The following is a 24,638-nucleotide window of genomic DNA, read 5'->3' on the forward strand; positions in this document are numbered from 1 at the left end:
CACCTATGGATTATATACATGATATTCAATATCCACACCATATTTACTTTTTGCTTTATTTAATTTCTTGATAACTTTGTCATCAGGTTTTAATCTAAAGTAATAAACTAATTTTTTATTATTGTTTTTTGCATATTCGGATAATTTTGACAATTGTCGTGTAAATCTATTCCAATCTTTGAGTACATCTCCCCCTTTACATTCAATAACTTTGTCCATTGTTATTATGTCAGCCTCCGTAGGTCCCCGAGATGTTTTGATACCATCTTTAGACAGCTCCACAATCTCATCAACATTACATTTTTCAGCAACCACTATTGCTTCATACGGAGTTCCGCTTTTTCCTTTTTTAATCTCTTCAAGTACTCCATCATACCCCTTAACCCCCTTCAATTTATCCAAAGCATAATCGAGTTTATTCAAATCTATACCCGTCTTTTCATAACTTTTAACAACTTCCCTACTTAATCCTTTTTTTATTAATCTTTCAACAACATCCTTCCCAGTATCCCCAACAACAATTTAATTATAACAGAAGTTATAAAAGAGAAGATAAAACATAAAATTATTTAAAATTGAATTATTAATACTTTTATGGTAAATAAGCATCTAACCTACCGATAACTAATATATAACTACCTTCCTTTAATTCATCAAAAACTCCATATTTATTTTCCCAACCTGTTTCCAATACTACCCCACAATCGAAGCATATTCTTTCTATTTCGTCTCCTAAAATATCTTTTCTTGTCCATTTTTTCTTTACTTCTCCAATGAATAAGTGGTGGTCTCCTCCAAGACTCTCAATCATTTTCTTATTTATACCAACTCTTCTAATGTAAAAATCAAGAACTGATAAGTTAATTTCCACAATATCATTTTGTTTGATTTTTCCTTCATCTAATGCATATAAAAGCTCAGAGTCTGTAACAAACGCCTCAAGTAAGTATCCATCAACTTCAATTATCAAATCCCCTTCTGAAACCATCTCATCAACTTTATTTAACCAGTAATCTTTAATTTTCACTTTATGAATAACCATTTTTTCACCAGTTTAATCTAATTTATAACATCAATAGGATGTGCTGTAATTATGCCTTTTTCACTATCTTCACTTACCACTATTTTTAAATATTTTTTTGCTCCTGTGGGTTTGTAATAATAATCCCATCCACCTTTTGGGTCAGGTTTTTTGTCTTGGTAATTTTCTAGTGCTTCTTTTATCAGATTTTTAACAGCATTGTCATTATCGGGTAGATTAAATTCATTTTTTATATCATCTGCATGAGAAGTTCCACCTGCCCGTATTTTTGTTATATGTTTCCACCCCCAACTTTCTGTCCCCTCTTTTAATACAATATTTCCAACTTTAAAAATTACATCCTTCCCAGTATCCTTAACAACAAATTTAATTATAACAGGAATCAACTTTTTTGCACATAACTTCCCACCTATTACAATAGCTTTTCCTTCGAATACTGGAAGTGTGGCTATATCAATTGCCAATCCAACTTTATTACATTCTTCACCACATGCAAACTTATATAAATCTTCTCCAATTGCCAATTTAACTACGAAATCAAAATCAGATAAAAGGTCATTTGAAGTTAGATAATTTGCATCGTAACTATTACTACCATATTTAATATTCACAAAGTGCTTTAACTCCCCATCGCCACCAGAGAATAATTCTGGATGAACCATTCTTGCATAGTCTTCCATAACGTTTCCTGCATCATACATATTGGATAAAAGAATGTCTTTCTTAGAGACATAGAACTTTCCATTCTTATATGCTTTGAAGTTTGCAAACTTTGGATTTAGATTTAATAAATCTTTTTTAGTGTCTCCCGTATAATCTAAAAAAATAATTTAAAAAAGGAAAATTAGGTTATAATTCTTCACCATATCTTTCTTCGTAGTATTTTTTGAAATCTGCTAAGTATTTTTCTAAGTTTTTAATCCAATCTTTATCATTTTCTGGAATTTCTGAATTTCTAAGTAATTTAAGATAATCCTCTGCTAATTTAACGATTTCTTTAGTGAAATCTTTTAATGGAACTCTAACTATCCCCTCTTTACCAGCCCTATCTTTATATAAATACATATCATTACGATAATGTATTATTAACTCATCTTTATCTTTATCGAGTTCAAAGATATAGATATTAAATTGAAAATGTAGAGACACCCAACAAGCCAAATTTGGATTTTTTACATTATTTATATCAATCCATGATTTCACCTCTTTTAAGTTAAAGTTTTGTGAATTTTTAGAGAATCTATAATATTTTCCCTCACTTAATAAGTATGGTAGTAATGTTAGCATTTCCTCAAAGAAACCATATAAATCACATTCATCTCCCTCGATTTTACCTTCCTCAACCCACACAATAGCCCCGAGTAATTCACCATTAACTTTGAATATGGTTTTTATTACTCCGCCAGGATATCCTAAACCATCTTCTTTTATCCTTTTTTTATGTTCCTCCTTATCATAAATTAATTCTACTAAACTCATTGTTATCACCAGTGGTATTATTCTTTTTCAAATATCCATTTATCGCCCTTCTTACCAACACATTTAAGCCATCCATAGTTATTAACATACCTATAAACTCCATCTCCACCTTTTGGATACATTGTTCTTAATTCATATACACCATTTTCTAATTTAAATTTCAACTCAATTTCGATAACCTTACCATCTTTTTCATACGTATATTTTATTTTTGGATTGCTACCTTTAATGTTATCTTTATTTTTTTCTATCGCTTCTTTAATTATCTTCTTCAACTCATCAGCATCGTCTATAATCTTAGGTAGTTTCTTCCCATTTACCGTTTGTCCCATTGGGAAGAATGTGGTGGCTGTCTTATCAGATTCATACCCCACATATGTCTTAACCATAATATGGATTAAACCTTTTTTAGCATCTCCCCCTATGAGATTGACGATTATTTTCTCATCACCATTTTTTATCGTTATTTTCTCTGGTTTAGAAAACTCCTCCAACTCCTTAAAATACTTCTTAGAATTTTTAATATTAATTTTAGATATTTTATTTAATTCATCCTAATGAAACATCTTTCTTAACCAAATCATCTATATCTTTGCTGGAGCTCCTTTATTTCTTAGGTTTATAATTACTTCCTTAACCTTTTCTAAATCTTGACCTTTTTCTATTAGTTTATTTTGGCTTCTTTGCTAATTCTTCTTTTCTTTAACTCTCCAATGATTTTTCTTTGTTTTGTTAGGTCATCTACATTGTTAGCATTTTTAGTAATCTTAGATATGGAACTTTTAGATATTCCCATCTTAGATAATTTATTTGTTTCGTCTGCTACTTTTTTAAGTGCATCGTTTGGTTTGTTGCTGTTTTTGATGATATTGTTTATTGTGCTTGTTTTTATTCCGTCATCTTTAAGATTTTTTATCCTGTTGTCCATCCAACCGAGTTTTTTATTGTCATTTAGATTATTTTATTAAATATTTAGATTATATTGATTATAAAATAAAAAAAGAAAAAATAAAAATTTTATTTACAGTTCTTCACCATAACGCTCTTTATAGTATTTTTTAATATCAGTTAATAGATTTTCTAAGAATTTAATATCATGGTCAATTTCTTCTACATTTGTTGATTTAAGCAGATCTATATATTTCTCCGCTAATTTAACGATTTCCTTTGTGAATTCTTTTAAAGGCGCTCTAATAGAACCGCTATCTTTTCCTTTATACTCTTCACAGTCCGTATATGACAATGGATCATTATAGTAATGAATTATTAACTCATCTTTTTCTTTACCTAACTCTAATGTATAGTCATTATACATAAAACCAAGATCGTAAGCATAATATGCTAAATCAGGATTTTTTATTTGGTCTATAGGCCCATGTTGCTCTACATCTTTCCTATAATAATATCTCCGTGTATGTTTTCCTTCATCTAATAAAAACGCTAATCCTTTTAACATCTCTTGGAAGAAAGAATATGGATTAAACAAATCATATCCGTAAACTCCTCCATAAACTTTTAAACATCCTCCACCTAGTAGCTCACCTTTAACTCTAAATATCACTTTTAATGGCTCAAAAAATTCCCCATGAAAGCCATTATATTTTATTATATTCTCTTTATGTTTATTTTTATCATACTTTAATTCTACCAATTTCATAATTAATTCACCACATAAAATTAGATATTCTTTTTCTTTATAGAATTTTCTAAATAATTTAAGAAAAATAATAAAAGATTTTAATTTTCTGGAACAAATTTCCATTTTCCAGTATTTTTATCATAAACTGATTTGAACCATCCTACATTTTTAACATATTTATAGACCCCATCTCCTTTTTCTGGATATATCGTTCTTAGTTCATATACTCCATTTTTCATTTTTTGAAAATGTAAAGTAATTTCGATAACCTTACCACCTTTTTCATACATATATTTTATTTTTGGATTACCATTTTCATCTTCATAGAATTTCTTTTCATTCTTTTCTATCGCTTCTTTAATTATCTTCTTCAACTCATCAGTATCATCTATAATCTTAGGTAGTTTCTTCCCATTTACCGTTTGTCCCATTGGGAAGAATGTAGCCGCATCCTTATTTAATTCAGTGCCATAAACATGCCTATTTAATATATGTCCCCACCACTCCTCTTTTAATACAATATTTCCAACTTTAAAAATTACATCCTTCCCAGTATCCTTAACAACAAATTTAATTATAACAGGAATCAACTTTTTTGCACATAACTTCCCACCTATTACAATAGCTTTTCCTTCGAATACTGGAAGTGTGGCTATATCAATTGCCAATCCAACTTTATTACATTCTTCACCACATGCAAACTTATATAAATCTTCTCCAATTGCCAATTTAACTACGAAATCAAAATCAGATAAAAGGTCATTTGAAGTTAGATAATTTGCATCGTAACTATTACTACCATATTTAATATTCACAAAGTGCTTTAACTCCCCATCGCCACCAGAGAATAATTCTGGATGAACCATTCTTGCATAGTCTTCCATAACATTTCCTGCATCATACATATTAGCTAAAAGAATATTCTCCTTAGAGACATAGAACCTTCCATTTCTGAATGCTTTGAAGTTTGCAAACTTTGGATTTAGTTTTAATAAATCATCTTTTGTTTTAGCATCCCCAGTATAGTCCAAAAGAATACAAACATCGGCACCCATTACCTTTTCATAAAAATCTTCTGTATCCATATATTCCCCAGCTGTTCCAGGCATGTTGTTAAATACATAGTCTCCCCTAACATCATTTACCCAATTTGCCCTAAAATTCTGTGCTTCAAAAACAAATGGTTTATTTTTCTCTTTATACCAACAGAATACAACAATCTTTGGCTCATTCTTTGCATTTCTTGTTATTCTTAATAAGCTATTCTTCTTTTTCCATGTATTTTGGAAGAATGCATCTGCTTTGTTATACTCGTCCTCTCCATTAAATGCGGAGTAAAATTTAACCCACTCCACCATTCCTAAAAATGTAGTTTCCCCAAACTGTCTTTGGTTAGTTTTGGTAGATTGACCAGTATATACAATTTCTGCATTAGGTGGGATATATGATGGTTTTGAATAGCCTTCTTTTACGATAACATACCATTTCCCACTCGCATCTTTGGCATAGCAATATCCTTCATCCCAATGAGGGTCTAATTGGAAGTTTTTGGCAAATACAACTGGATTTCTAAATGTATCGTAGTTTTTGAATATATAAGTAACATCTGCAATATCTACTGAATTATCACAGTTTAAATCTCCAACTTCTATTGGGATATTTCGGTTCTTAAACAGATAAACCACATCCGAAATATCTATTGAACCATCTTTATAATAAACATATTTTGATATAATATAAAAGTTTTTTTAATTCATACATATAAATTTTTATTTAAATCAATTGAATATTTGAATTAATTCAAACAAAAAATAGAAATAGATATAAAAATAAATAAAAACAAAAGAAATTAAAATTAATATAATGATTTACACTGCCTTGATTGATAAACCTAAATTTTATTATTCTGAACGAAGTGAGGGAGATTAAAAACCGAAGGTTTTTATTATCTTAAATTCCAGGGAGTTATATGGGTTCAATAAATTCAATTCAATTGGCTTATGAATTTGTTTTATCTATTATTATGGGTATCATTATCGGTTATTTTTTATCAAACTACTACGATAACAATGTATTTATTGTGGTAGGATTTTTGATTGGAGTTCTGATGGCTTTTTTAAGATTTGCTAAATTGATAAGAAGCAGAGAAAAAAGAAAGTAATAAAAACAAAAAGGAAATTATAATAAAATAATATAAACTATCGGTGATATTTTGGAATTAATTACAAGGGAAGAATCAAAAACAAATTATGAATATGGTTGTAATCCATACAACAGACCTATATGTGAGCTCTTACAAAACGGTCTTGTTGTAATCGATAAACCATCTGGACCTACATCTCATGAGGTTTCATCATGGGTAAAAAAGATACTAAAACTGAACCTTGCAGGACATGCTGGAACCCTTGACCCTAAGGTAACGGGAGTTTTACCTGTTGCACTTGAAAATACAACAAAATGCATACCAATTTGGCATATGCTTCCAAAGGAGTATGTGTGCTTAATGCACCTTCATAGAGATGCAGAAGAAGAGGATATAAAACGTATTTTTAAGGAATTTACAGGAAGGATATTTCAAAGACCACCATTAAAGGCGGCTGTGAAGAGAAGTTTAAGAATAAGAAAAATATACGAGCTCAAAATTCTTGAAATGGATAGAAGGGATATTTTATTTAAGGTAAGATGCCAATCTGGAACATATATAAGAACACTTGCGGAAGATATTGGAGAAGCACTTGGAACATCGGCTCATATGCAGGAGCTCAGGCGAACTAAAAGCGGACCCTTTGGAGAAGATGAAGCTGTTTATTTGCAGGATTTGGCTGATGCCTACATATTTTGGAAAGAAGAGGGGGACGAGGAAGAGCTGAGAAAAATAGTAAAACCTATGGAATACGGACTTCAACACTTAAAAAAGATTGTAATAAAAGATAGTGCTGTGGATGCAGTTTGTCATGGTGCGGATGTATATTTGAACGGTATTGCAAAACTTAGTAAAGGAATAGGCATTGATGAGACTGTTTTAATAGAGACCTTAAAGGGAGAGGCAGTGGCAATAGGGAAGGCATTATTAAGCACAAAAAATATATTAAAAGAGACAGAATATAACAATCCAGTAGTGGATACTGAAAGGGTGTTGATGAAGCCCGGAACATATCCAAGAATGTGGAAAACGAAAAAAGGTAAAAGTAAGAAAAAATAAAATCAAACTAAAAAAATATGGTGATATTATGAAAATAGAAATAAATGAAAACTACTGCAAAGGCTGTGATATCTGCATATTTGTGTGCCCAAGAGATGTTTTTGTGAAATCCGATAAATTGAACAAAAAAGGAGTTTATCCACCTATTGCGGAGAATCCTGAAAAATGCACAAATTGTCAATTATGCGTTTTACAGTGTCCTGACCAGGCAATAACTGTTGAAGAATAATAAAAATAAAAAAGGAATATTATGGAATATGGTATAGCCACAAAATTAAGCAAAATAAATAACGATTATTCCGAACTTTTAGAACTCAATAAAACCATCAGTTCTAATTTTGATTATCATGTAATTGATGCGGAGCTCCTACCACTTACCGATGAAAATATTTTAAACAATCTAAAAAAATGTGTTTTAACAATCCAAAGTAAAAGGAAGGATGCCTTTGAACTGCTTGAATTATATTCTTCCTATGATTTTGATATATGTGTGGTGCTTGGAAATAATTTTTATCTATCTGAGGAAGAATCAAAATTGAAAAGAGATATAATTTTGAAAGTAATTAATAAAGCATTGGATAGATGCAGTAATAAAATATGGATAGGCACAGAAGGCGTTGAAGATATTGTAAAAAATGTCATTGAGGAAAATGATTTAATTGCCTATTATGTTTATGGTGGAAAACATCCCCATATTAATTCAAAAAAAGCGGTTTATGCCCCTTTTGCAAATACCATTGATAAGGAAATACTTGAATCTATGAAAAATTATCTCAATAGGAGAAAGAAATATAATGGAAATTATAATGATTTCATACTTTCTTTGGATAACCTTACAAAAAAGGAATTAAAAAATAAAAATGATATTATAATTGGATATCCGATAAATAATGATGCCAATGAAATAGTTAATTTTAGAAAATATTTCAATGATATTTAATTTTTAACAGCTTTCATAAATCTATCTTTTATAACAATTGGGTGAATTGGAATGTTTTCTGTTTTTTCGTTATAAGGTATTGCCTTAGCAACAATTACCTTTGTTTTATTTTCATTTAGTGATTTTTTAATTACTTCCCTTAGTTCTTTTTCATCAGATACCTCTACGGCATCAATTCCACATGCCTGTGCTATTTTGCATAGATTTGTGCCATTTGTATGGGTTGGTTGGTTTCCTGTTGAACCGTAGGCAGAGTTATCCACAATCAATAGTATAAAATTGTCTGGTTTTGTGTGTCCTATTGTAGATAAAGAACCTAAATTCATTAGAACCGAACCATCCCCATCTATTGATATTACCTTTTTATCTGTGGATAGGGCCAAACCTAGACCTATGGAAGAACATAATCCCATTGAGCCCAACATATAAAAATTTTCTTTTCTATCTTTTACATGATAGAGCTCCTTACTTGGAAATCCTATATTGCTTATTACCAACTCATCTTCCACATATTCCATTAAAATTTTTATTATATCGATTCTTCTTAATTTTTGCAAATTACCACCTAATTTTAAATATATTTTATTATGGATTATTTATTTGTATTTTTCAATAATCTCTTTTAAATCCAGAATACCTCTATGAATTGCAGTGGCTATCAGCACACCCTGAGCTCCTAAATCATAAGCATCTTTTAAGTCATTTTTATCTTTTATTCCACCGCCTATATAAATAGGGTTGTTTGTTTTATCTATTATATTTTTTATCAATTCTTTATTAATTCCCTTTTCAGTTCCAACAGATGATATATCCAATATAATTAACGGAATATTTTTATTAATATTTCCCAATATGTCGTTTAGCTCATAATTTAATAATTTCCCATCTTTGAAATCCAAACTTAAAATAATGTTCTTATCATTTAAAATAGTTAAGTCATCTAATGTCTCTGTTCCAACAATTAATTTATCACAAATATTTAGGTTTCTCATATATTCTATATCTTTTTTAGTGCTTATTCCAGCATCTACAATTTTATAAATGTCGAGCTCCCTAATAATATTAAAATTATTTCCATTTTTCATTATGGCATCTAAATCAGCAATATATACTTTTTCTGCTCCATTTTCTTTATATTTTTCTATTATGTCAATAGGATTTGATGAATCGCATAAAACAGTTTTTAAGGGTTTATATGTTTCTCTATTTCCGCTTTTCCCATGAACTGCAATATTGTTCATTATGTCTATTACTGGGATAATTTCCATGACTACCCACCTTATAGCTTTAAATTTTTAAATTTTAAAAATTGATTTTTTTAGATTTTATACTTTATTTATTTTTAAAGATTTGCCCATTACACTCGATAATCATAATACTAAAATTCTTAAATATATAAATATAAACTACTAAAATCCATACTATATAACCTAAAATTAAATCATTAAAAAAGATTTTTTAATAATAAAGAATTTGAAGAGTCCCAAAAAGGGTTCCTCTTCAAAGCAAAAACATTTTAATATTTTACAGGATTAGGATACCAGTTTGCAATATAGTTAGTTAGTATTTTAGTATTTACGATATTATATTACTTATTGAATTACATCATTTCATCGACTTTTTTCATCAACATTTTGATGATTTCTCTATCAGGTAAAAGTCCTTCTGGTGCATCAATTACCTTTTTGAGCTCTATTGGAACACCATCCATCCTATAAGCGGTTCCTTCGACTTCAACACCTGCTATTGCAGGAGGGATTATGATGTTTGCCAATTCAGTAGTCGGTGTTTGGTGAGGGTCAATACATACCAGAGGGATTCTTGCCATGTGTTTAACTGCTTTTTGTGGGAAGTGAGCTCCTGGGTCAGATGCTATGTTAAGCATCATGTCAGTTTCTTCCCTTTGGAGGAGGTCATTTGCACAGGTTTCCCCAGGGTTGTATCTTGGATATCCTTTTGAGAAATCAACACCGAATGGATAACCAGTAATCCATGTGGAAACTTGGTTGAACCCATTCACATTGTAGTGCCCTCTCATCGGCATCAATCCGAATTTTGTGTGGGCATTTAGGTCAATGATTAGCTCAATTGCGTTATCGACATTTCTGTGCTTTCCTCTGGACATTGTTACTCCCATGGCAAAGAATAACTCCCCAAACTGAGCGTTTTTACAGATGTCCATTGCTTCGTAGATTGTTTCAGTAGGAACACCTGCAACTTCATCCACTTCTAATTCGAAGCCCTTCAATACTGCCCTCATAGCACTTACTAATTCATAGTCTTTATGAGGTTCGATTTGTAAATGGATATCTGCTAATTTCGCAGTGTCTGTCTTTCTTGGGTCTACAACAATCATTGTTCTGTCGTGTCTTCCTCTTTCTCTGAAAAACCCTCTGGCAAACACCGAATATCTACTCATATGTCTTGGGTGAGCATGCATAGGGTTTGAACCCCAGAATATGACAACATCAGCTCTGTTTTTAACTTCTCCGCAGGTGCAAACTGGGTATCCTACATCCTGTAAAGCCAATACGGAAGGTCCGTGTCAAACACTAGCTGTGTTATCCAATACTGCCCCTATTTTTTCACCGAGCTCAACTGCTGCTTGGTGAGCATGGCATTCTGTCGCTGAGAATCCATACATTAAAGGAAGTTTTGATTCAACTAATAATCTTGCAGTTTCTTCTATTGCAGTTTCGTAATCGGTTTTTTTGAAATCATCTTTTTTGTTCTCTCTCATTACAGGTTCTGTATATCTTACAGCACCTTCAAAATGTAAAAATTTTGCATTTCCTATTCTACAAGCATTCTTTGTTCCGACTATGTGACCATGTTCAACCATAATTTCTAAGTCGTCACAAAGGGTGCCGCAGAATGGACATACAACATTCTTTACTATTTCTACCAAATAAATCACCCCGCTTAGGGTATGTAATATTTTTTATATTATTAATTGCTGTTTTTTATCGCAATTCTAAAACTTTCTTTTTCTCTGCCTCTGCACATGAGAGGCAAAGGAGACACATGACACAGTATCCTTTCAATGGGATTTTACCTTTACTTAATTTCAAAGTGTCCATTGGACATACTTCAACACATTTTCCACATTTATCACATAAGTGTGGGCTGAATTCTATTCTGTTGTAGTCCTTTCCATTGTGATTTATTGAGCCCATCTTCAAAGCACCAGTTGGACATGCCACAGTGCATGCTCCACAAACTATACACATTTTTATGGTTTTTGATTTTTTATCTGCAACTATGGCGTCTGTTGGACATACTTTTGCACATTTTTCCAATATATCGTAATCCTTCTCAATTATTACGAGACCTTCATCTGTAATTGGATGAGCAGATTCGTATTTTACATCAAGTGTTAAAGCATCCACTGGACAGATATTCACACACAAATTACATGCTGGACATGCCACTGGAGTTTCAATCACAAGGTTTTCGTTATCAACTTTAATCATATTGCCAGGACATATTTCAGCACATTTGATACATCCAATACATTTTTCAGTATCCACTTCGAATTTTAAGATTTCCTTCTTCCTCTTTTTAGGAATCTTTCCAGCGACAAATATTGCATTCCATGGACATGTCTGAGCACAAAGTGAGCAGTATATACATTTATTCTTATCCACAACTGCTTTACCGTCTTCCATAGTAATAGCATCTACTGGACATACTGGAACGCACACTTCACACCCAACACAGGCATCAGTAACTGCTATTGGGTCCTTTGGAATGTTTATTTCTTTTTTAGGTTTTTCTACCAGTCCTGGGATTGATATAATTTCAATCGGACATACTTCAACACATTTTTTACATAAAACACAGTGTCCCTTTGAGTATGGGAATGTATCATCTACTTTCTTTATCTTTGTTGGGCACACTTCTGCACATGCCCCACATTTTTTACATTTTGTTGGATTGTAGTTTATCTTATCATCCAATTCTGACAAAGCCCCTGTTGGACACACCTGCGTACACTGCATACACAAGGTGCATGTCTTAAAGGGGGCTATCTCTATGGCATCTGTTGGACAGACCGCCGCACATGCATTACACACTAAGCATGCATCCTCTTGAATCTTTATTCCTTCCAATGTAAAACCCCCGTTGATTTTTTGAGTAATAAAACCGAAGGTTTATTTTTTTTCATCCTCCGGCTATACGAGGAGTATTTTTTTAAGTTGTAATTTACCTCCTGCATAGAAGGCATCTCCTGCAACCTCCCTTTATGGGTTCGGTTGAAGGAGTTTATTCATCTTTAACTAATTCAAATATCACTTCGCCCTTTTCATTTTTAACTATCATGTGGGCAGCACATGAGTATCATGGGTCGTAAGCTCTTAAAACGATTTCTATCAAATTCAATTTTTTTTCATCTATTTCCATACCTATCACCAAAGGAATGGGGGATAATTTATTAATGAATATTATTAATTTATCGATATACTATATTTTAAATTTTGTTCTTTTAATTTTATTAATTATTTAAATATCTCTGTCGCAGCCTGCTGAATCGCTTTTTCCATTGTAGGCACATTGTGTGTTGATGCTACAATCATATTTGCCTTTACAACAATTCCATTGTCGTCTGTTTCATAATTGTGTATTAAAATTCCTCTTGGAGCCTCTACGACTCCAACACCATTTCCTGCCTTTGGCTCTACTTCCGCTTTTACATCTGTTGATGTAATTTCACTGTCGTTTAAGAGTTCTTTGGTTCTTTCACATGCTGCAAGCACTTCTATCAATCTTGCATGGTTGTATGCCAAAGACTGGTTTGCTGGATTTCCAAATATCTCTGCAAATTCTTTTCTAGCTTCTTCTGCTAGTGGTGTTGCCATACTGTCACATACATTCATCATTGCCAATGGACCTACTCTGTAAAGACCTTCTGGATATCCAACTTTTTTGTTGTATGGGTATTTTGAGTAAGTATGTGGTTCAGTATGTTCTCCAATATAATCTAAGTACTCATCAGGTTTGAATTCCATTTTTTCTTTACCATCTGGTGAAACAAACCTAAGGGTGTCATCATAGAAGTTATGTTTGCCATCTTTTACCATACCTAAATACCATGTATCGATTACACCCAAAGATTTTACTTCGTCCATATACTGTTCATTTAATGATTTTATCAAGTCTATACCATCTTTCGCATATTCAATCATTGTGTCTATTTCTTGTAAGAATTCGTCTCTCTCTTCTTCTTTTAATACCTTGGAGATTCCACCAGGTATTCCAGAAACTGGGTGGATAGGTCTTCCTCCGATTTTTTCAACTAATGTCTGACCGAATTTTCTTAATGCTATTGCTTTTTTAGCTACTTCGGGAGCTTTATCTATGACTCCAACTATATTTCTAACAGCAGGGTCTGCATCTGGACCCAATACGAAGTCAGGAGCTGCCAAGTAGTAAAAATGCAATGCATGGCTGTGTATCATATTACCCATATGCATTAATTCCCTAAGTTTGTTAGCTGCGCTTGGTATTTCTGCTCCCCATGCTGCATCAACTGCCTTAACACTTGCAAGGTGGTGAGCTGTCTGACATATACCACAAATTCTTGGAACAATTCTTGGAACTTCTTCAGCAGGTCTCCCTACAACAAACTGCTCAAACCCTCTTAGTGCAGTAATATGCAACTTAACATCTTTTGGTTTTCCTGACTCATCCAATGTAATTGTAACTTTTCCATGCCCTTCAACACGGCTTAATGGTTCTATTGTAATTTTGCCCATTTAGAGTCACCATATTTTACTTTATTATGTTATATTATTAAATTCAAATGTTTATTATTTTTCTACTTTTTTGGATATCAATGCAGCAGCCATTGAAAACCTATTGAATAATGCCACTTTATCTGTAATTTCTAAAGCTGCATCTCCTGAAGCCGCATATGCATTTGCTGCCGCAGCTCCCTGGTCAAGGACTGCATCTGTTTTTCCAAAGCATCCTCTACATGGCACACCTGAATTTGGGCACATTGCCCCACATCCTGCCCTTGTAGCCATACCTATGCAGGTATATCCCTGTTCAAATAAACATCTTTCAGGGTCTGGCGTTCCTTCAAATGTCCTTTTAAATTTCTCAGGATATGTCCCTTCTTTTTTCCTTGGGCATTCATCACATACAATTTTTGTTGATATTTGAGGTTCTCTCCCTTCCAAAAGTGCAACAATAACTTCTGCGTTATGTTCTGGTTTTGGAGGACATCCCGGCAATACTAAATCAACCTTTATTATATCAGATACCGGCTTTACAGTATCTAATAATTCAGGCACACAATCATTTGGAACTTCACCCGGGTTATCTGATGATTCTGTTGAATAAGCCTCTTTCATGAGATTTTCTTTTGAATACAAATTGCCAAGTGCAGGAATACCACCAAATGCCGCACAAGTTCCCCATGCAACTACTATTTTTGATTTCTCTCTAATTTCTTCAATGAGATGTTTATCATGTTCGTTCCGAGCTCCGCCTTCAATACAGAACACATCAATGCCATCAGGAATCTCTTTTGCATCTGCCACAATAGGTGCATAAACTATCTCCAAGTTTGGAAGGACATCGAGCAGTTTTTCATGCAAATCCAATAATGACATGTGGCATCCAGAACATCCGCATAACTGTATCAGTCCTATTTTAACCTTGTCTGCCATTTAATCACCCAATATATGGAATAAAATTTAAAAAAGTAATTACCTCCCACATTGGAGGCAGTCATTCCACAGGTCCTTTCGGTTCCCCATGGAATTCATCCTTTTTATTACATTTAAGCTTTGAGAAGGGTTCGGACCTAATTTTTTAACTCTTTCAGTCATCTCATTTACAGCTTCAACGAACTTACCAGCATCAGCACCACTCATGAAGTACATTTCAATTCTCTCTCCGCCAATGCCGAGCTCGTCTAAAAGCTGTTTTGTGAGTTTGACCCTCTCTTCAGCTTTGAAGTTTCCGCTTTCGAATGCACATTCGTTAGGTTTTCACCCTGCAACGAATATTGCGTCAGCACCTTTTTGGAATGCCCTTAATGCGTAGGTAATGTCAAATTTACCTGTGCATGGCACTCTTATGGGTCTGACTGATGCAGGGTATTGCATTCTGCTTGTTCCAGCTAAATCTGCTGCACCATATCCTCACTGGTAGCAGACAAATGCCATAATAACTGGTTCAGCCATGTTATCACCAGGTTTTTATCTTTTAATTAAACCCGAAGAGTCTTAATTTCTCAAAATCTCTCCGAGATTTTGCAATGGCAATAACATTTGCGAAATTTTTATTTCGCCTGATGTTATCGCCTTTTTTATTTAATTTTTACGTTACTATTTTTTATTTTATTTTTATTTACAGTTATTTTAGATGATTGGTAAGACCATTAAGAGCAACATAGCTCCCATCAGCACCACCCTGGCAGAGCCTTCGGATGATGCCTCATCTGATGAATCTTAACCACCCTATTTATTATATGATTATTTTTGCTGAGGTATTGGTATTGAGAATTTTATTGTTTAAAGATTAATTATTAATTTCAGAGTATGCCATTCCACAAGATGTTTTTTAGTTATTATTTGTTGATTTGTTTTTTATTCATTAACCATTTTATGGGCTTCTAACATTCCGTCTATTGCAGAGAGTATCTGTTCATCTCTGTAATATCTTAACTGCATAGCTCCACTTGGACATGCTCCTCCACATGCTCCGCATCCTTTACATGCAATATCATCTACGACTGCCACTACGTGACCGTCCTTTTCTTCGTAGGATATTGCTCTGTATGGACACATTGCACCACAAATTTCACATCCACCACATACGTCCTCATCTACGACTGCCCTTATCATCTCAATTTCAACCTGTCCCTGAGACATTGGAATTGCAACAGCACTTGCTGCACCTTTTGCCTGAGCTACTGTGTCAGGAATATCCTTAGGTCCCTGAGCTACACCTGCAATAGCTATACCATCAACTTTTGTATTAACTGGTGCTAATTTTGGGTGGAGCTCCTTGAAGAATCCTTCTGGACCTACATCAAGACCCATCAGCTTAGCCACATTTTTGGTGTCAGGTTTTGGCACAAGTCCTGCTGATAGAACGACTAAGTCCGCTTCAATTTCAAGGATTTCTCCCATCAATGTGTCCTCAACCATGACTGTTAAGTTTTTGGTTTCTGGGTCTTCGCTGATACTTGCAGGTCTTCCTCTTATAAATTTAACTCCAAACTGTTCCTGAGCTCTCTGGTAGTATTCTTGGTATCCCTTACCGAAGGACCTAATGTCCATGTAGCAGATATAAACTTCTGCGTTCGGGTCGTGCATTTTCATTAACTGAGCGTTTTTCAGTGCAAACATACAGCAAATTCTTGAACAGTAAGGATTTCCAACCTTTGCATCTCTGGAACCTACGCACTGTATAAATACAGTTCTGTGTGGATGCTTTCCATCACTTGGTCTTATTTCATGACCGCCAGTAGGTCCTGCTGGGTTAATCATCCTTTCTATTTCTAGTGTGGTGATGACATTATCATATACTCCGTATCCGTATTCTTCCTTCAATGAAGCATCGAATTCGTCATAACCTGTTGCTGTAATTATTGTTCCTGCTTTTATTTTGATTTCCTGTGGCTTCTGGTTGTAGTCTATTGCATTAGGACCACATACTTTTGCACACAATCCACAGTCAATACAGTGTTCTTTATCTATTGTATATACCAGTGGAACAGCTTGTGGGAATGGCACATAAATTGCTTTTCTAGTACCTAATCCTAAGTCAAATTCATTAGGCACTTCAATAGGACAGACTGCGGCACATGCACCACATCCGGTACATGTGTTTTCATCCACATATCTTGCTTTTTTCTCAATTGTTACCTCAAAATTACCAATGTATCCAGAAATTTCTTTTACCTCAGCATAGGTAATTGTTTCAATGTTAGGGTGGTTCGCTGCTGTAACCATTTTAGGTGCGAGAATTCACAGAGCACAATCATCGGTAGGGAAGGTCTTGGCGAGCTGTGCCATTCTTCCTCCGATAGATTCGTCTTTATCTACTAAATAAACTTTAAATCCTTGGTCTCCTAAGTCAAGAGCTGCCTGTATTCCAGCAATACCTGCTCCAATAACGAGACAGCTTTTATCAACATCCACAACTTTCTGAGGAACATCCTCTAATCTCTTAGCTCTCTCTACCCCTCCGGCAACTAATTCCATAGCTTTTTTAGTTGCCGCCTCTACATCGCCCATATGGACGAATGAATCATGCTCTCTAATATTTACAAACTCTAAGTAATATGGGGATAAGCCTGCTTCTGCGAGACAATTTCTAAATGTTGGCTCGTGGATTTTTGGCGTACATGCTGCAACAACTACCCTATCCAATCCATGTTCTTTAATAGCGTCTTTAATTAAGTTCTGACCAGGGTCAGCACACATGAATGGATAGGTGGCAGTATATACTACACCATCAAGTTTAGAAGCAAATTCTTTTACTGCTTCACAATCCACAGCACCATTGATGTTGGCACCGCAGTAGCAAACAAATACCCCAACTTTGGGGTCGCTCATGTATTCACCTCCTGGTGTATGTCATTCATCAATATAATATGCGTATATAATTAATCCAATATTATTATAAAAATATATATTCTTAAATTTTCTAATATTACATATTAAAATTATTATATATAATTAATATTGACTATAATCAGTAAATTAAATTAATTAGCGAAAAGTATATATATCTTAAAAGTGCATTATGATTATGCACGGTGTGGGACAGTGGCAATGAAGTTATTTTACACCCCCCATACCCAGCTGCTGATAACACCGTGTAGGAGACAAGTCTCCTAAATCCCATTCCCACCCCCTCATACCCCCAAATAAATACGGAAATAAATAATTAATGATTTAAGATATAATTTAATGAAATTTTGATTATTTTAAACCCCTCCCCATTCTATTTTACCCCCCCCCTTTTTTTATTTAATTAAAAAAATTTTATTTTTATGTGCAGTAATATCGTTATATTTAGATACATATATGACTTTAATTTAGGATATATTTAAATATTATTTAAAAGAATAATTCTACAAAAATATTTTTAATTTTATTAAACGAGGGATTTTATGAGTATAATTCAATTATTATATAATTCATTAATATATATACTACCTGCATATATTGCAAATGCTTCGGCATGTATATTTGGTGGAGGCATGCCATTAGATGTAGGGAAAAAATTTATTGATGGTAAAAGAATAATTGGAAATGGAGTGACATACCGGGGAACTTTTTTTGGATTATTATGTGGAACTATTGTAGCTGTTTTAGAGGGTATAATTATAAATTTAAATATTGTGGGCAATACTGCATTTTATTTTAACACTTTTGAATGGGCATATGTTGGTTTTTTATTATCGCTTGGTGCCCTTTTTGGAGATATGTTTGGGAGTTTTATTAAAAGAAGAATAGGACTTGCGCAGGGGAGGCCTGCACCAATTCTTGACCAACTTGGTTTTGTTGTGTTTGCTATATTATTTGCATATCCTATTGCTCCCATCTCCTTTGAAATGATTATTATGTTGATAATTATAACGCCAACAGTTCATTTATTTGGCAACATTGTGGCATATAAATTAGGATTTAAAAAAGTGTGGTGGTAATTATCAACACCATCCTATTCCATTTTTTCACTTATTTTATTATTCTCCTGTCTTCATGTGTCATATATTTTTCTTGAAAAAATATAATATTTTTTGAGAAGATACAATAATCTATAAAAAAATAAAGAAATATAGAAATACTATAATTATACATTCAATGTGATATAATATATATTAGACGCACTCATAAAAAATGGTGAAAACATGATTACCCTTGATTTAGAGTTAAGAGATGTTCCTGGTGAATTAATAAGAGCTCTAACACCTATCTCAAACATGGGAGTTAATATATTTAGTGTGATACATTTAAGAGAAAAGAAGACAGATGGTAGGGTCCCTGTAAGGGTTGTTATCAATGATGTAGATAGTAAATTATTAAACGATGTAATAAATAAACTTGAAGAAATGGACATAATTATTACAAAAGTAAATGAAACAATCCGAAAAACAGATATTGACATAGTTGTTGTTGGTCATGTAGTTGATACGGATGTAAGGGATACAATAGACCGACTAAACAAATATGGTATTGTTGTAGATTTAGACCTTTCAATGCCTGACCCATTTAAAGAATCTTCTGCAAGAATGAAAGTAATAATAGAGACTGATAAATTAGATGATTTATGTAAGGAACTCGACAAAATATCAGAGGAAAAGAACTTGCTGTTTATTAAATCCTTTTAATATAATAAACTTATGAGGAGAAAATATGAAGGTAATATTGGTCGGTTTTGGAGTAATCGGTAAAGGAGTAGTAAAAGTCATAGAAGAAAAAAAGAGTATTTAAAAAGTAAATATGGTATGGATTTGAAAGTCGTGGCTATCTGTGATAGAAGCGGTGCGGCAATAGATGAGAATGGTTTGGATTTAAAAACTGCATTAAAGGTTAAGGAAGAAACTGGAAAAATATCAAATTATCCTGAAAAAGGAACAAATATGTCCATTGTTGATGTTATAAAAACAGTTGATGCCGATGCCATTGTTGAAGCCACCCCTACCGATATAGAAACAGGAGAGCCTGCAAAAACCCATATGATTGAGGCATTTAAAAACGGAAAACATGTAATTACTGCAAATAAAGGACCTCTTGCACTGTATTTTAATGAATTAATATCATGTGCTGAAAAATACAATAAAATATTTAGGTATGAAGCCTCTGTTGGAGGAGCAATGCCTATAATAAATTTGGCAAAGGAAACACTTGCGGGAAATGAAATAACTGAGATAAAAGGAATACTGAACGGAACTACGAACTATATATTAACAAAAATGGAGAAGGAAAAACTCGATTTTGATACGGTATTAAAAGAGGCACAGGAGCTCGGCATAGCAGAGACTAACCCACATCAAGATATAAGCGGACTTGACACTGCTGCGAAAATAGTAATACTTGCAAACTCGATTATGAATAAAAATGTTACCATAAAGGATGTTAAACTGGAAGGAATTACAAGAATTACGCCTGAGGCATTAACAATGGCTAATAAAAGCGGATATACTATAAAACTCATCGGAGAAGTGAGTGAAAATAAACTTGAAGTGGGTCCAAAATTAATACCAATTGACGACCCCATGAATGTGAAAGGTTCTCTAAATGTTGCAATGTTAAATACCGACTTGGCAAAAGAAGTTGTTGTAGTTGGTAGAGGTGCGGGAGATATAGAAACCTCATCTGCTATTTTAAGTGATATTATAAGTGTATATTTAAGAACTAAAAATGAATAATAAATTATAATTATGTTCAATTATTTTTTTTGAAATTTTTAAAATTTAAAATCAATATGCATATATAAATATTAAAATAATATTAAAATTGATTATAAGACTTATTTATAAAAAATATTAAAGATTAACAATGATATTATGTAGTTAATGGTAAATGGCATTTACCATAATATAGAGGTGTGGGGTATGAGGATAAAAAATAAAAAGCTTAGTTTATGGGAAACTGTATCTATGGCTGTTGGAGTAATGGTTGGAGCTAGTATATTTTCTATTTTTGGAGTTGGTGCTAAAATAGCTGGAAAATGTCTTCCAGAAACTTTTATATTGTCTGGAATTTATGCACTTTTGGTTGCATATTCCTACGCAAAACTTGGGGCAAAAATAATTTCAGATGCAGGACCCATAGCTTATATACATAATGCCATAGGAGATAATATAATTACTGGTGCTTTGAGTATTTTACTCTGGATAAGTTATGTTATATCGATTGCCTTATTTGCAAAGGGGTTTGCAGGTTATTTTTTACCATTAATAAATGCTCCAATGACTACATTTAATATGGTTATATCTGAAATCGGTATAGTTGCATTTTTCACCGCTTTAAACTTTTTTGGCTCCAAAGCTGTGGGAAAGGCTGAATTTTTTATTGTTTTGATTAAATTGTTAATATTGGGACTATTTATATTTACTGGACTAATGACTATAAATCCGTCATATATAATTCCTGATTTATCTCCATCTTCAATAAATGGGACAATATTTGCGTCTGCCATATTTTTCTTATCCTATATGGGATTTGGAGTTATAACAAACGCCTCAGAGCATATTGAAAATCCTAAAAAGAATATCCCAAGGGCAATATTCATAAGTATATTTTTAGTAATGTGTGTATATATTGGCGTTGCCCTATCGGCAATAGGAAATTTACCAATAGATGAGTTAATTAAAGCCAGTGAAAATGCTTTGGCAGTAGCGGCAAAGCCATTTTTGGGAAACTTAGGATTTTTATTAATCTCCATTGGAGCTTTATTTTCAATTTCATCAGCAATGAATGCTACAATATATGGGGGAGCTAATGTTGCCTATTCATTGGCAAAAGATGGAAAGCTCCCAAAATTTTTTGAAAGAAAGGTATGGTTCAAATCCACAGAGGGGCTTTATATCACATCAGCTCTCGGAATATTGTTTGCATTACTATTTAATATGGAGGGTGTAGCATCAATAACAAGTGCTGTATTTATGATGATATACCTCTTTGTTATTCTTTCCCATTATATCCTTATTGATAAAATTGGAGGAAAAAGAGAAATTGTGGTTTTTAGTTTTATTGTGGTGCTGGGAGTTTTCCTACTTCTATTGTATTACCAATGGATAATTCATAGATTTGTATTTTATGGAATAATAACAACATTTATCGGAGTGTTAATCTTTGAAATAATATATAGAAAAATAATGAATAGAACATTCCCCAATATAAAAAATGCCATAAAATTAGGTAATTATAAAAAAATGAATGAATAATATAGTCAAAATTAATTAAATAAATAATTTGTTTTATTTTAATGTTTTAAATACTTCCTCAATGGCATTTAATGTTTTTTCAACAACTTCATCGTTATGTTTTATGGAAGTGAAACAGCATTCAAACTGAGATGGTGCTATGAATACGCCGTTATCCAAGAGACCATAGAAGTATTTCATAAATCTTTCTGTATTGCTCTTTTTGGCAGTTTCATAATCTAAAACTTCATTTTCGTTGAAATATATTTGGAACATCGAGCTCACATTATATACTTGATTTGGTATTTCGTATTTTTCAGCGGTTTCCCCTATGAAATCGCTTATTTTTTTGGCAGTTTTTGAAGTGTAGCTGTAAAACTCATCGTTAAGGTTTTTCAATGTTTCAATACCGGCGGTAACTGAAATTGGATTTCCATTAAATGTTCCAGCCTGATAGATAGTTCCATTTGGTGAGAAGTTTTCCATGAGCTCCTTCTTACCAACAATTGCACCAATTGGGAAACCACCTCCTACTATCTTACCAACAGTTGCCAAGTCTGGAACAACGCCGTAGTATTCCTGAGCTCCCCCTGGTGCTATTCTGAATCCAGTAATTACCTCATCGAATATTAATATTATATCGTTTTCCTCTGTTATTTCTCTCAAAAATTCTAAATATCCCTCTTTTGGTGGTATGCATCCCACATTGCCCATTACTGGCTCAACAATGAGACATGCTATTTCATCTTTATTTTCATTTATTACCTTTTTAACAGCATCCTCATCGTTGAATGGAATTAAAAGGGTGTTTTTTGTGGTTTCTTCTGGAATCCCTGGTGAGTTTGGAGCTCCATGTGTGAGAGCTCCGCTTCCACTTTTCACAAGCACATAGTCATGAGCTCCGTGGTATGCACCATCGAATTTTATAATTTTATTTTTCCCAGTAATTCCCCTCGCAAGTCTAATGGCACTCATAGTGGCTTCTGTTCCGGAATTTACAAACCTTACCATCTCTGCACAGGGCATCCTATTTATTATTTCCTTTGCAAGAATAATTTCCTTTTCAGTAGGGCATCCATAGGCAGTTCCTAATTCAAGCTGTTCCTTTACAGCGTTTGCTATGTTCTCATTTGCATGCCCCAATACAGCAGGGCCATAAGCTAAACAGTAATCAATATATTTATTTCCATCTACATCAAACAAATAACAATCCTTTGCCTTTTCAACGAAAAATGGATATGGTTTGAAGTATCTTACTGGACTATTTACACCTTTTACAAGATATTTCTGTGCTTCTTCAAATAATTCCTTTGATTTTGACAGATTTATATTTTTGAACTCCTCATACATATTTATCCCTTCTTATATTTTTAAAGTAATACTCCATTATACACTAAAACCCAAAAAACAATTGCTGTGAAAAAGTAAGGAACACCTCCGCTTCCCAGCCACTGTTTTTGGCTTAGGCTTTCTTTACCAAATACCATTGCGGTAATATGTCCAGTTATTATAAGTCCTACGAATAGAAACAGCAATGATGCAATACCGCTGAAAATCCCAAGACCTGCGGTATATACGTAGTTAGTTAATAATCCAAATGCTATTCCTCCAATCGTATGGACTATTGCTGATTTTCCTTCTAAATCCATAATTGCACCTTTTGATTTTAAAATTTCATTGTTTTGTATTATATGTATTGTTATTATTGCTATTATTATGGTTTTATTATTCCTTTATTAATTCTTTAATTTTATATATATTAATTGATTCCTTTGGCCGTTTGCTTTTTTCTGTGTAAGAATAGTCAATTAATACCTCAACTTCTTCATTTACATCCAGAGTTCTATTTGTTAGAATTAAATCCCCTTCTTCGAGCAAAAAAGCAAATTTTCGTTTTGTTTTTAAAGAGCCTTTATCGATTAATAGCTTTTCTTCATCTACAATCGGTTCTATTGTTGAATAGTGCATAATATCCCTTAAACAAATATATAAACCGTTTTTCCACAAACATCGATAGTTTCAAAGTCTTCTGAGTCCAATTTCTCATCCAAAATTTCAATTTTATCTTTATTTGTAATATCATTTGATATTAGCTCTATTACTGGTTTTAAGTCTTCATCATCGGCATATACTTTAACCTTTGTTTTAAACCTTCTAGCAAGTCGTGCAATATCTCTCAATGCCAGTTTTGCCTCGGTGAATAATATTAAATAGCTTTTTGCGTTTTCTATATTTTCCTTTTCACCATAAAGCACAGGATACTCCTTATCAAATAATTCATCTTTTTTTACTTCATAATTAACTCCACAAGTTTCTATAACTCTAACTATAACAGATTGTGGAATTCCCGGCGGAAGTGGAATTTCTACAATATTATTTAATACATCATCAAAATTGCTTGCTTCATCCATGGTTTCTTCTCCTCCTTGTAAATTG

28 protein-coding genes and 1 pseudogene are annotated in these 24,638 nt (G+C 33.0%); 8 read left to right on the forward strand and 21 right to left on the reverse strand.

The window, feature by feature from the left end; translation table 11 throughout:
- Window positions 1-3: 3 nt before the first annotated feature.
- The 8 genes from Mjas_RS03955 to Mjas_RS03990 all read right to left on the reverse strand — a co-directional run bounded on the left by Mjas_RS03955 (window position 4) and on the right by Mjas_RS03990 (window position 5,845).
- Entirely contained in the window at window positions 4-423 is a 420-nt protein-coding gene (locus Mjas_RS03955; protein ID WP_421078463.1) for a hypothetical protein, read from the reverse strand.
- Between the two features lie 169 nt (window positions 424-592).
- Window positions 593-1,042: a hypothetical protein gene (locus tag Mjas_RS03960; protein WP_421078464.1), complete on the reverse strand. Its 450-nt coding sequence runs from the start codon at window positions 1,040-1,042 to the stop codon at window positions 593-595.
- Window positions 1,043-1,059: 17 nt separating this feature from the next.
- Complete coding sequence (locus Mjas_RS03965; RefSeq protein ID WP_421078465.1) at window positions 1,060-1,722, reverse strand: hypothetical protein; 663 nt, start codon at window positions 1,720-1,722, stop codon at window positions 1,060-1,062.
- Between the two features lie 169 nt (window positions 1,723-1,891).
- On the reverse strand, window positions 1,892-2,521 hold the full coding sequence (locus tag Mjas_RS03970; protein ID WP_421078466.1) for a hypothetical protein: 630 nt from the start codon (window positions 2,519-2,521) through the stop codon (window positions 1,892-1,894).
- Between the two features lie 17 nt (window positions 2,522-2,538).
- Entirely contained in the window at window positions 2,539-3,015 is a 477-nt protein-coding gene (locus Mjas_RS03975; RefSeq protein ID WP_421078467.1) for a hypothetical protein, read from the reverse strand.
- A gap of 170 nt (window positions 3,016-3,185) precedes the next feature.
- Window positions 3,186-3,449 carry a hypothetical protein gene (locus tag Mjas_RS03980; RefSeq protein WP_421078468.1) on the reverse strand — a complete coding sequence of 88 codons (264 nt, stop codon included), beginning with the start codon at window positions 3,447-3,449 and terminating at the stop codon, window positions 3,186-3,188.
- A gap of 93 nt (window positions 3,450-3,542) precedes the next feature.
- On the reverse strand, window positions 3,543-4,178 hold the full coding sequence (locus tag Mjas_RS03985) for a hypothetical protein (protein ID WP_421078469.1): 636 nt from the start codon (window positions 4,176-4,178) through the stop codon (window positions 3,543-3,545).
- Between the two features lie 80 nt (window positions 4,179-4,258).
- Entirely contained in the window at window positions 4,259-5,845 is a 1,587-nt protein-coding gene (locus tag Mjas_RS03990) for an ABC transporter substrate-binding protein (RefSeq protein ID WP_421078470.1), read from the reverse strand.
- A 284-nt stretch (window positions 5,846-6,129) separates the two neighbouring features.
- Here Mjas_RS03990 and Mjas_RS03995 point away from each other — a divergent pair, with 284 nt between their 5' ends.
- Genes Mjas_RS03995 through Mjas_RS04010 form a run of 4 tightly spaced genes read left to right on the forward strand, consistent with a single transcriptional unit; the run spans window position 6,130 to window position 8,302 of the window.
- Complete coding sequence (locus Mjas_RS03995) at window positions 6,130-6,321, forward strand: AtpZ/AtpI family protein (RefSeq protein ID WP_421078471.1); 192 nt, start codon at window positions 6,130-6,132, stop codon at window positions 6,319-6,321.
- Window positions 6,322-6,372: 51 nt separating this feature from the next.
- Window positions 6,373-7,362 (forward strand): RNA-guided pseudouridylation complex pseudouridine synthase subunit Cbf5, encoded by a 990-nt coding sequence (locus Mjas_RS04000; protein ID WP_421078472.1) that lies wholly within the window; start codon window positions 6,373-6,375, stop codon window positions 7,360-7,362.
- 28 nt (window positions 7,363-7,390) lie between these two features.
- The gene (locus tag Mjas_RS04005) at window positions 7,391-7,591 is read left to right on the forward strand and encodes a 4Fe-4S dicluster domain-containing protein (protein WP_292460350.1); all 201 of its coding nucleotides are present in this window, start codon (window positions 7,391-7,393) and stop codon (window positions 7,589-7,591) included.
- Window positions 7,592-7,612: 21 nt separating this feature from the next.
- A complete protein-coding gene (locus tag Mjas_RS04010) occupies window positions 7,613-8,302 on the forward strand; it encodes a hypothetical protein (RefSeq protein WP_421078473.1) in 690 nt (229 codons plus the stop codon).
- Here Mjas_RS04010 and comE read toward each other — a convergent pair.
- From comE to Mjas_RS04055, 9 genes are all read right to left on the reverse strand, one after another.
- Complete coding sequence (gene comE, locus Mjas_RS04015) at window positions 8,299-8,859, reverse strand: sulfopyruvate decarboxylase subunit beta (protein ID WP_421078474.1); 561 nt, start codon at window positions 8,857-8,859, stop codon at window positions 8,299-8,301. The two genes, Mjas_RS04010 and comE, sit on opposite strands and share 4 nt — an antisense overlap.
- 39 nt (window positions 8,860-8,898) lie before the next feature.
- Window positions 8,899-9,570: a HisA/HisF family protein gene (locus Mjas_RS04020; protein WP_421078475.1), complete on the reverse strand. Its 672-nt coding sequence runs from the start codon at window positions 9,568-9,570 to the stop codon at window positions 8,899-8,901.
- Window positions 9,571-9,902: 332 nt separating this feature from the next.
- Window positions 9,903-11,210: a formylmethanofuran dehydrogenase subunit B gene (locus tag Mjas_RS04025; protein ID WP_421078476.1), complete on the reverse strand. Its 1,308-nt coding sequence runs from the start codon at window positions 11,208-11,210 to the stop codon at window positions 9,903-9,905.
- A 55-nt stretch (window positions 11,211-11,265) separates the two neighbouring features.
- Window positions 11,266-12,414 (reverse strand): F420-non-reducing hydrogenase associated-polyferredoxin VhuB, encoded by a 1,149-nt coding sequence (gene vhuB, locus Mjas_RS04030; protein WP_421078477.1) that lies wholly within the window; start codon window positions 12,412-12,414, stop codon window positions 11,266-11,268.
- 154 nt (window positions 12,415-12,568) lie between these two features.
- Complete coding sequence (vhuU, locus tag Mjas_RS04035; RefSeq protein WP_421078478.1) at window positions 12,569-12,706, reverse strand: F420-non-reducing hydrogenase selenoprotein subunit VhuU; 138 nt, start codon at window positions 12,704-12,706, stop codon at window positions 12,569-12,571.
- Window positions 12,707-12,801: 95 nt separating this feature from the next.
- Window positions 12,802-14,058, reverse strand: coding sequence for a F420-non-reducing hydrogenase Vhu subunit A (gene vhuA, locus Mjas_RS04040; protein WP_421078479.1), 1,257 nt, complete (start codon window positions 14,056-14,058; stop codon window positions 12,802-12,804).
- Window positions 14,059-14,112: 54 nt separating this feature from the next.
- A complete protein-coding gene (vhuG, locus tag Mjas_RS04045; RefSeq protein WP_421078480.1) occupies window positions 14,113-14,979 on the reverse strand; it encodes a F420-non-reducing hydrogenase subunit VhuG in 867 nt (288 codons plus the stop codon).
- A gap of 39 nt (window positions 14,980-15,018) precedes the next feature.
- A complete protein-coding gene (vhuD, locus tag Mjas_RS04050) occupies window positions 15,019-15,498 on the reverse strand; it encodes a F420-non-reducing hydrogenase iron-sulfur subunit VhuD (RefSeq protein WP_421078481.1) in 480 nt (159 codons plus the stop codon).
- 405 nt (window positions 15,499-15,903) lie between these two features.
- Window positions 15,904-17,880, reverse strand: coding sequence for a 4Fe-4S binding protein (locus Mjas_RS04055; RefSeq protein WP_421078482.1), 1,977 nt, complete (start codon window positions 17,878-17,880; stop codon window positions 15,904-15,906).
- A gap of 560 nt (window positions 17,881-18,440) precedes the next feature.
- Between Mjas_RS04055 and Mjas_RS04060 the strand changes: the two genes are divergently transcribed.
- From Mjas_RS04060 to Mjas_RS04075, 4 genes and pseudogenes are all read left to right on the forward strand, one after another.
- A complete protein-coding gene (locus Mjas_RS04060; RefSeq protein ID WP_421078483.1) occupies window positions 18,441-18,977 on the forward strand; it encodes a CDP-2,3-bis-(O-geranylgeranyl)-sn-glycerol synthase in 537 nt (178 codons plus the stop codon).
- A gap of 204 nt (window positions 18,978-19,181) precedes the next feature.
- Window positions 19,182-19,661, forward strand: coding sequence for a hypothetical protein (locus Mjas_RS04065; RefSeq protein ID WP_421078484.1), 480 nt, complete (start codon window positions 19,182-19,184; stop codon window positions 19,659-19,661).
- A 25-nt stretch (window positions 19,662-19,686) separates the two neighbouring features.
- Window positions 19,687-20,702 (forward strand): annotated as a pseudogene (locus Mjas_RS04070) (homoserine dehydrogenase).
- A 186-nt stretch (window positions 20,703-20,888) separates the two neighbouring features.
- Window positions 20,889-22,223, forward strand: coding sequence for an APC family permease (locus Mjas_RS04075; protein WP_421078485.1), 1,335 nt, complete (start codon window positions 20,889-20,891; stop codon window positions 22,221-22,223).
- A 33-nt stretch (window positions 22,224-22,256) separates the two neighbouring features.
- On the opposite strand, the gene hemL is transcribed toward Mjas_RS04075, so the two are convergent.
- The 4 genes from hemL to Mjas_RS04095 all read right to left on the reverse strand — a co-directional run bounded on the left by hemL (window position 22,257) and on the right by Mjas_RS04095 (window position 24,613).
- Window positions 22,257-23,552, reverse strand: coding sequence for a glutamate-1-semialdehyde 2,1-aminomutase (gene hemL, locus Mjas_RS04080; RefSeq protein ID WP_421078486.1), 1,296 nt, complete (start codon window positions 23,550-23,552; stop codon window positions 22,257-22,259).
- A gap of 20 nt (window positions 23,553-23,572) precedes the next feature.
- Window positions 23,573-23,851, reverse strand: coding sequence for a hypothetical protein (locus tag Mjas_RS04085; RefSeq protein ID WP_421078487.1), 279 nt, complete (start codon window positions 23,849-23,851; stop codon window positions 23,573-23,575).
- Between the two features lie 76 nt (window positions 23,852-23,927).
- Window positions 23,928-24,170: a hypothetical protein gene (locus Mjas_RS04090; RefSeq protein WP_421078488.1), complete on the reverse strand. Its 243-nt coding sequence runs from the start codon at window positions 24,168-24,170 to the stop codon at window positions 23,928-23,930.
- Window positions 24,171-24,178: 8 nt separating this feature from the next.
- On the reverse strand, window positions 24,179-24,613 hold the full coding sequence (locus Mjas_RS04095) for a hypothetical protein (protein ID WP_421078489.1): 435 nt from the start codon (window positions 24,611-24,613) through the stop codon (window positions 24,179-24,181).
- Window positions 24,614-24,638: the final 25 nt, after the last annotated feature.

Origin of the sequence: Methanothermococcus jasoni (assembly GCF_049075655.1) — an archaeon.
GTDB lineage: Archaea > AGJL01 > Methanococci > Methanococcales > Methanococcaceae > Methanofervidicoccus.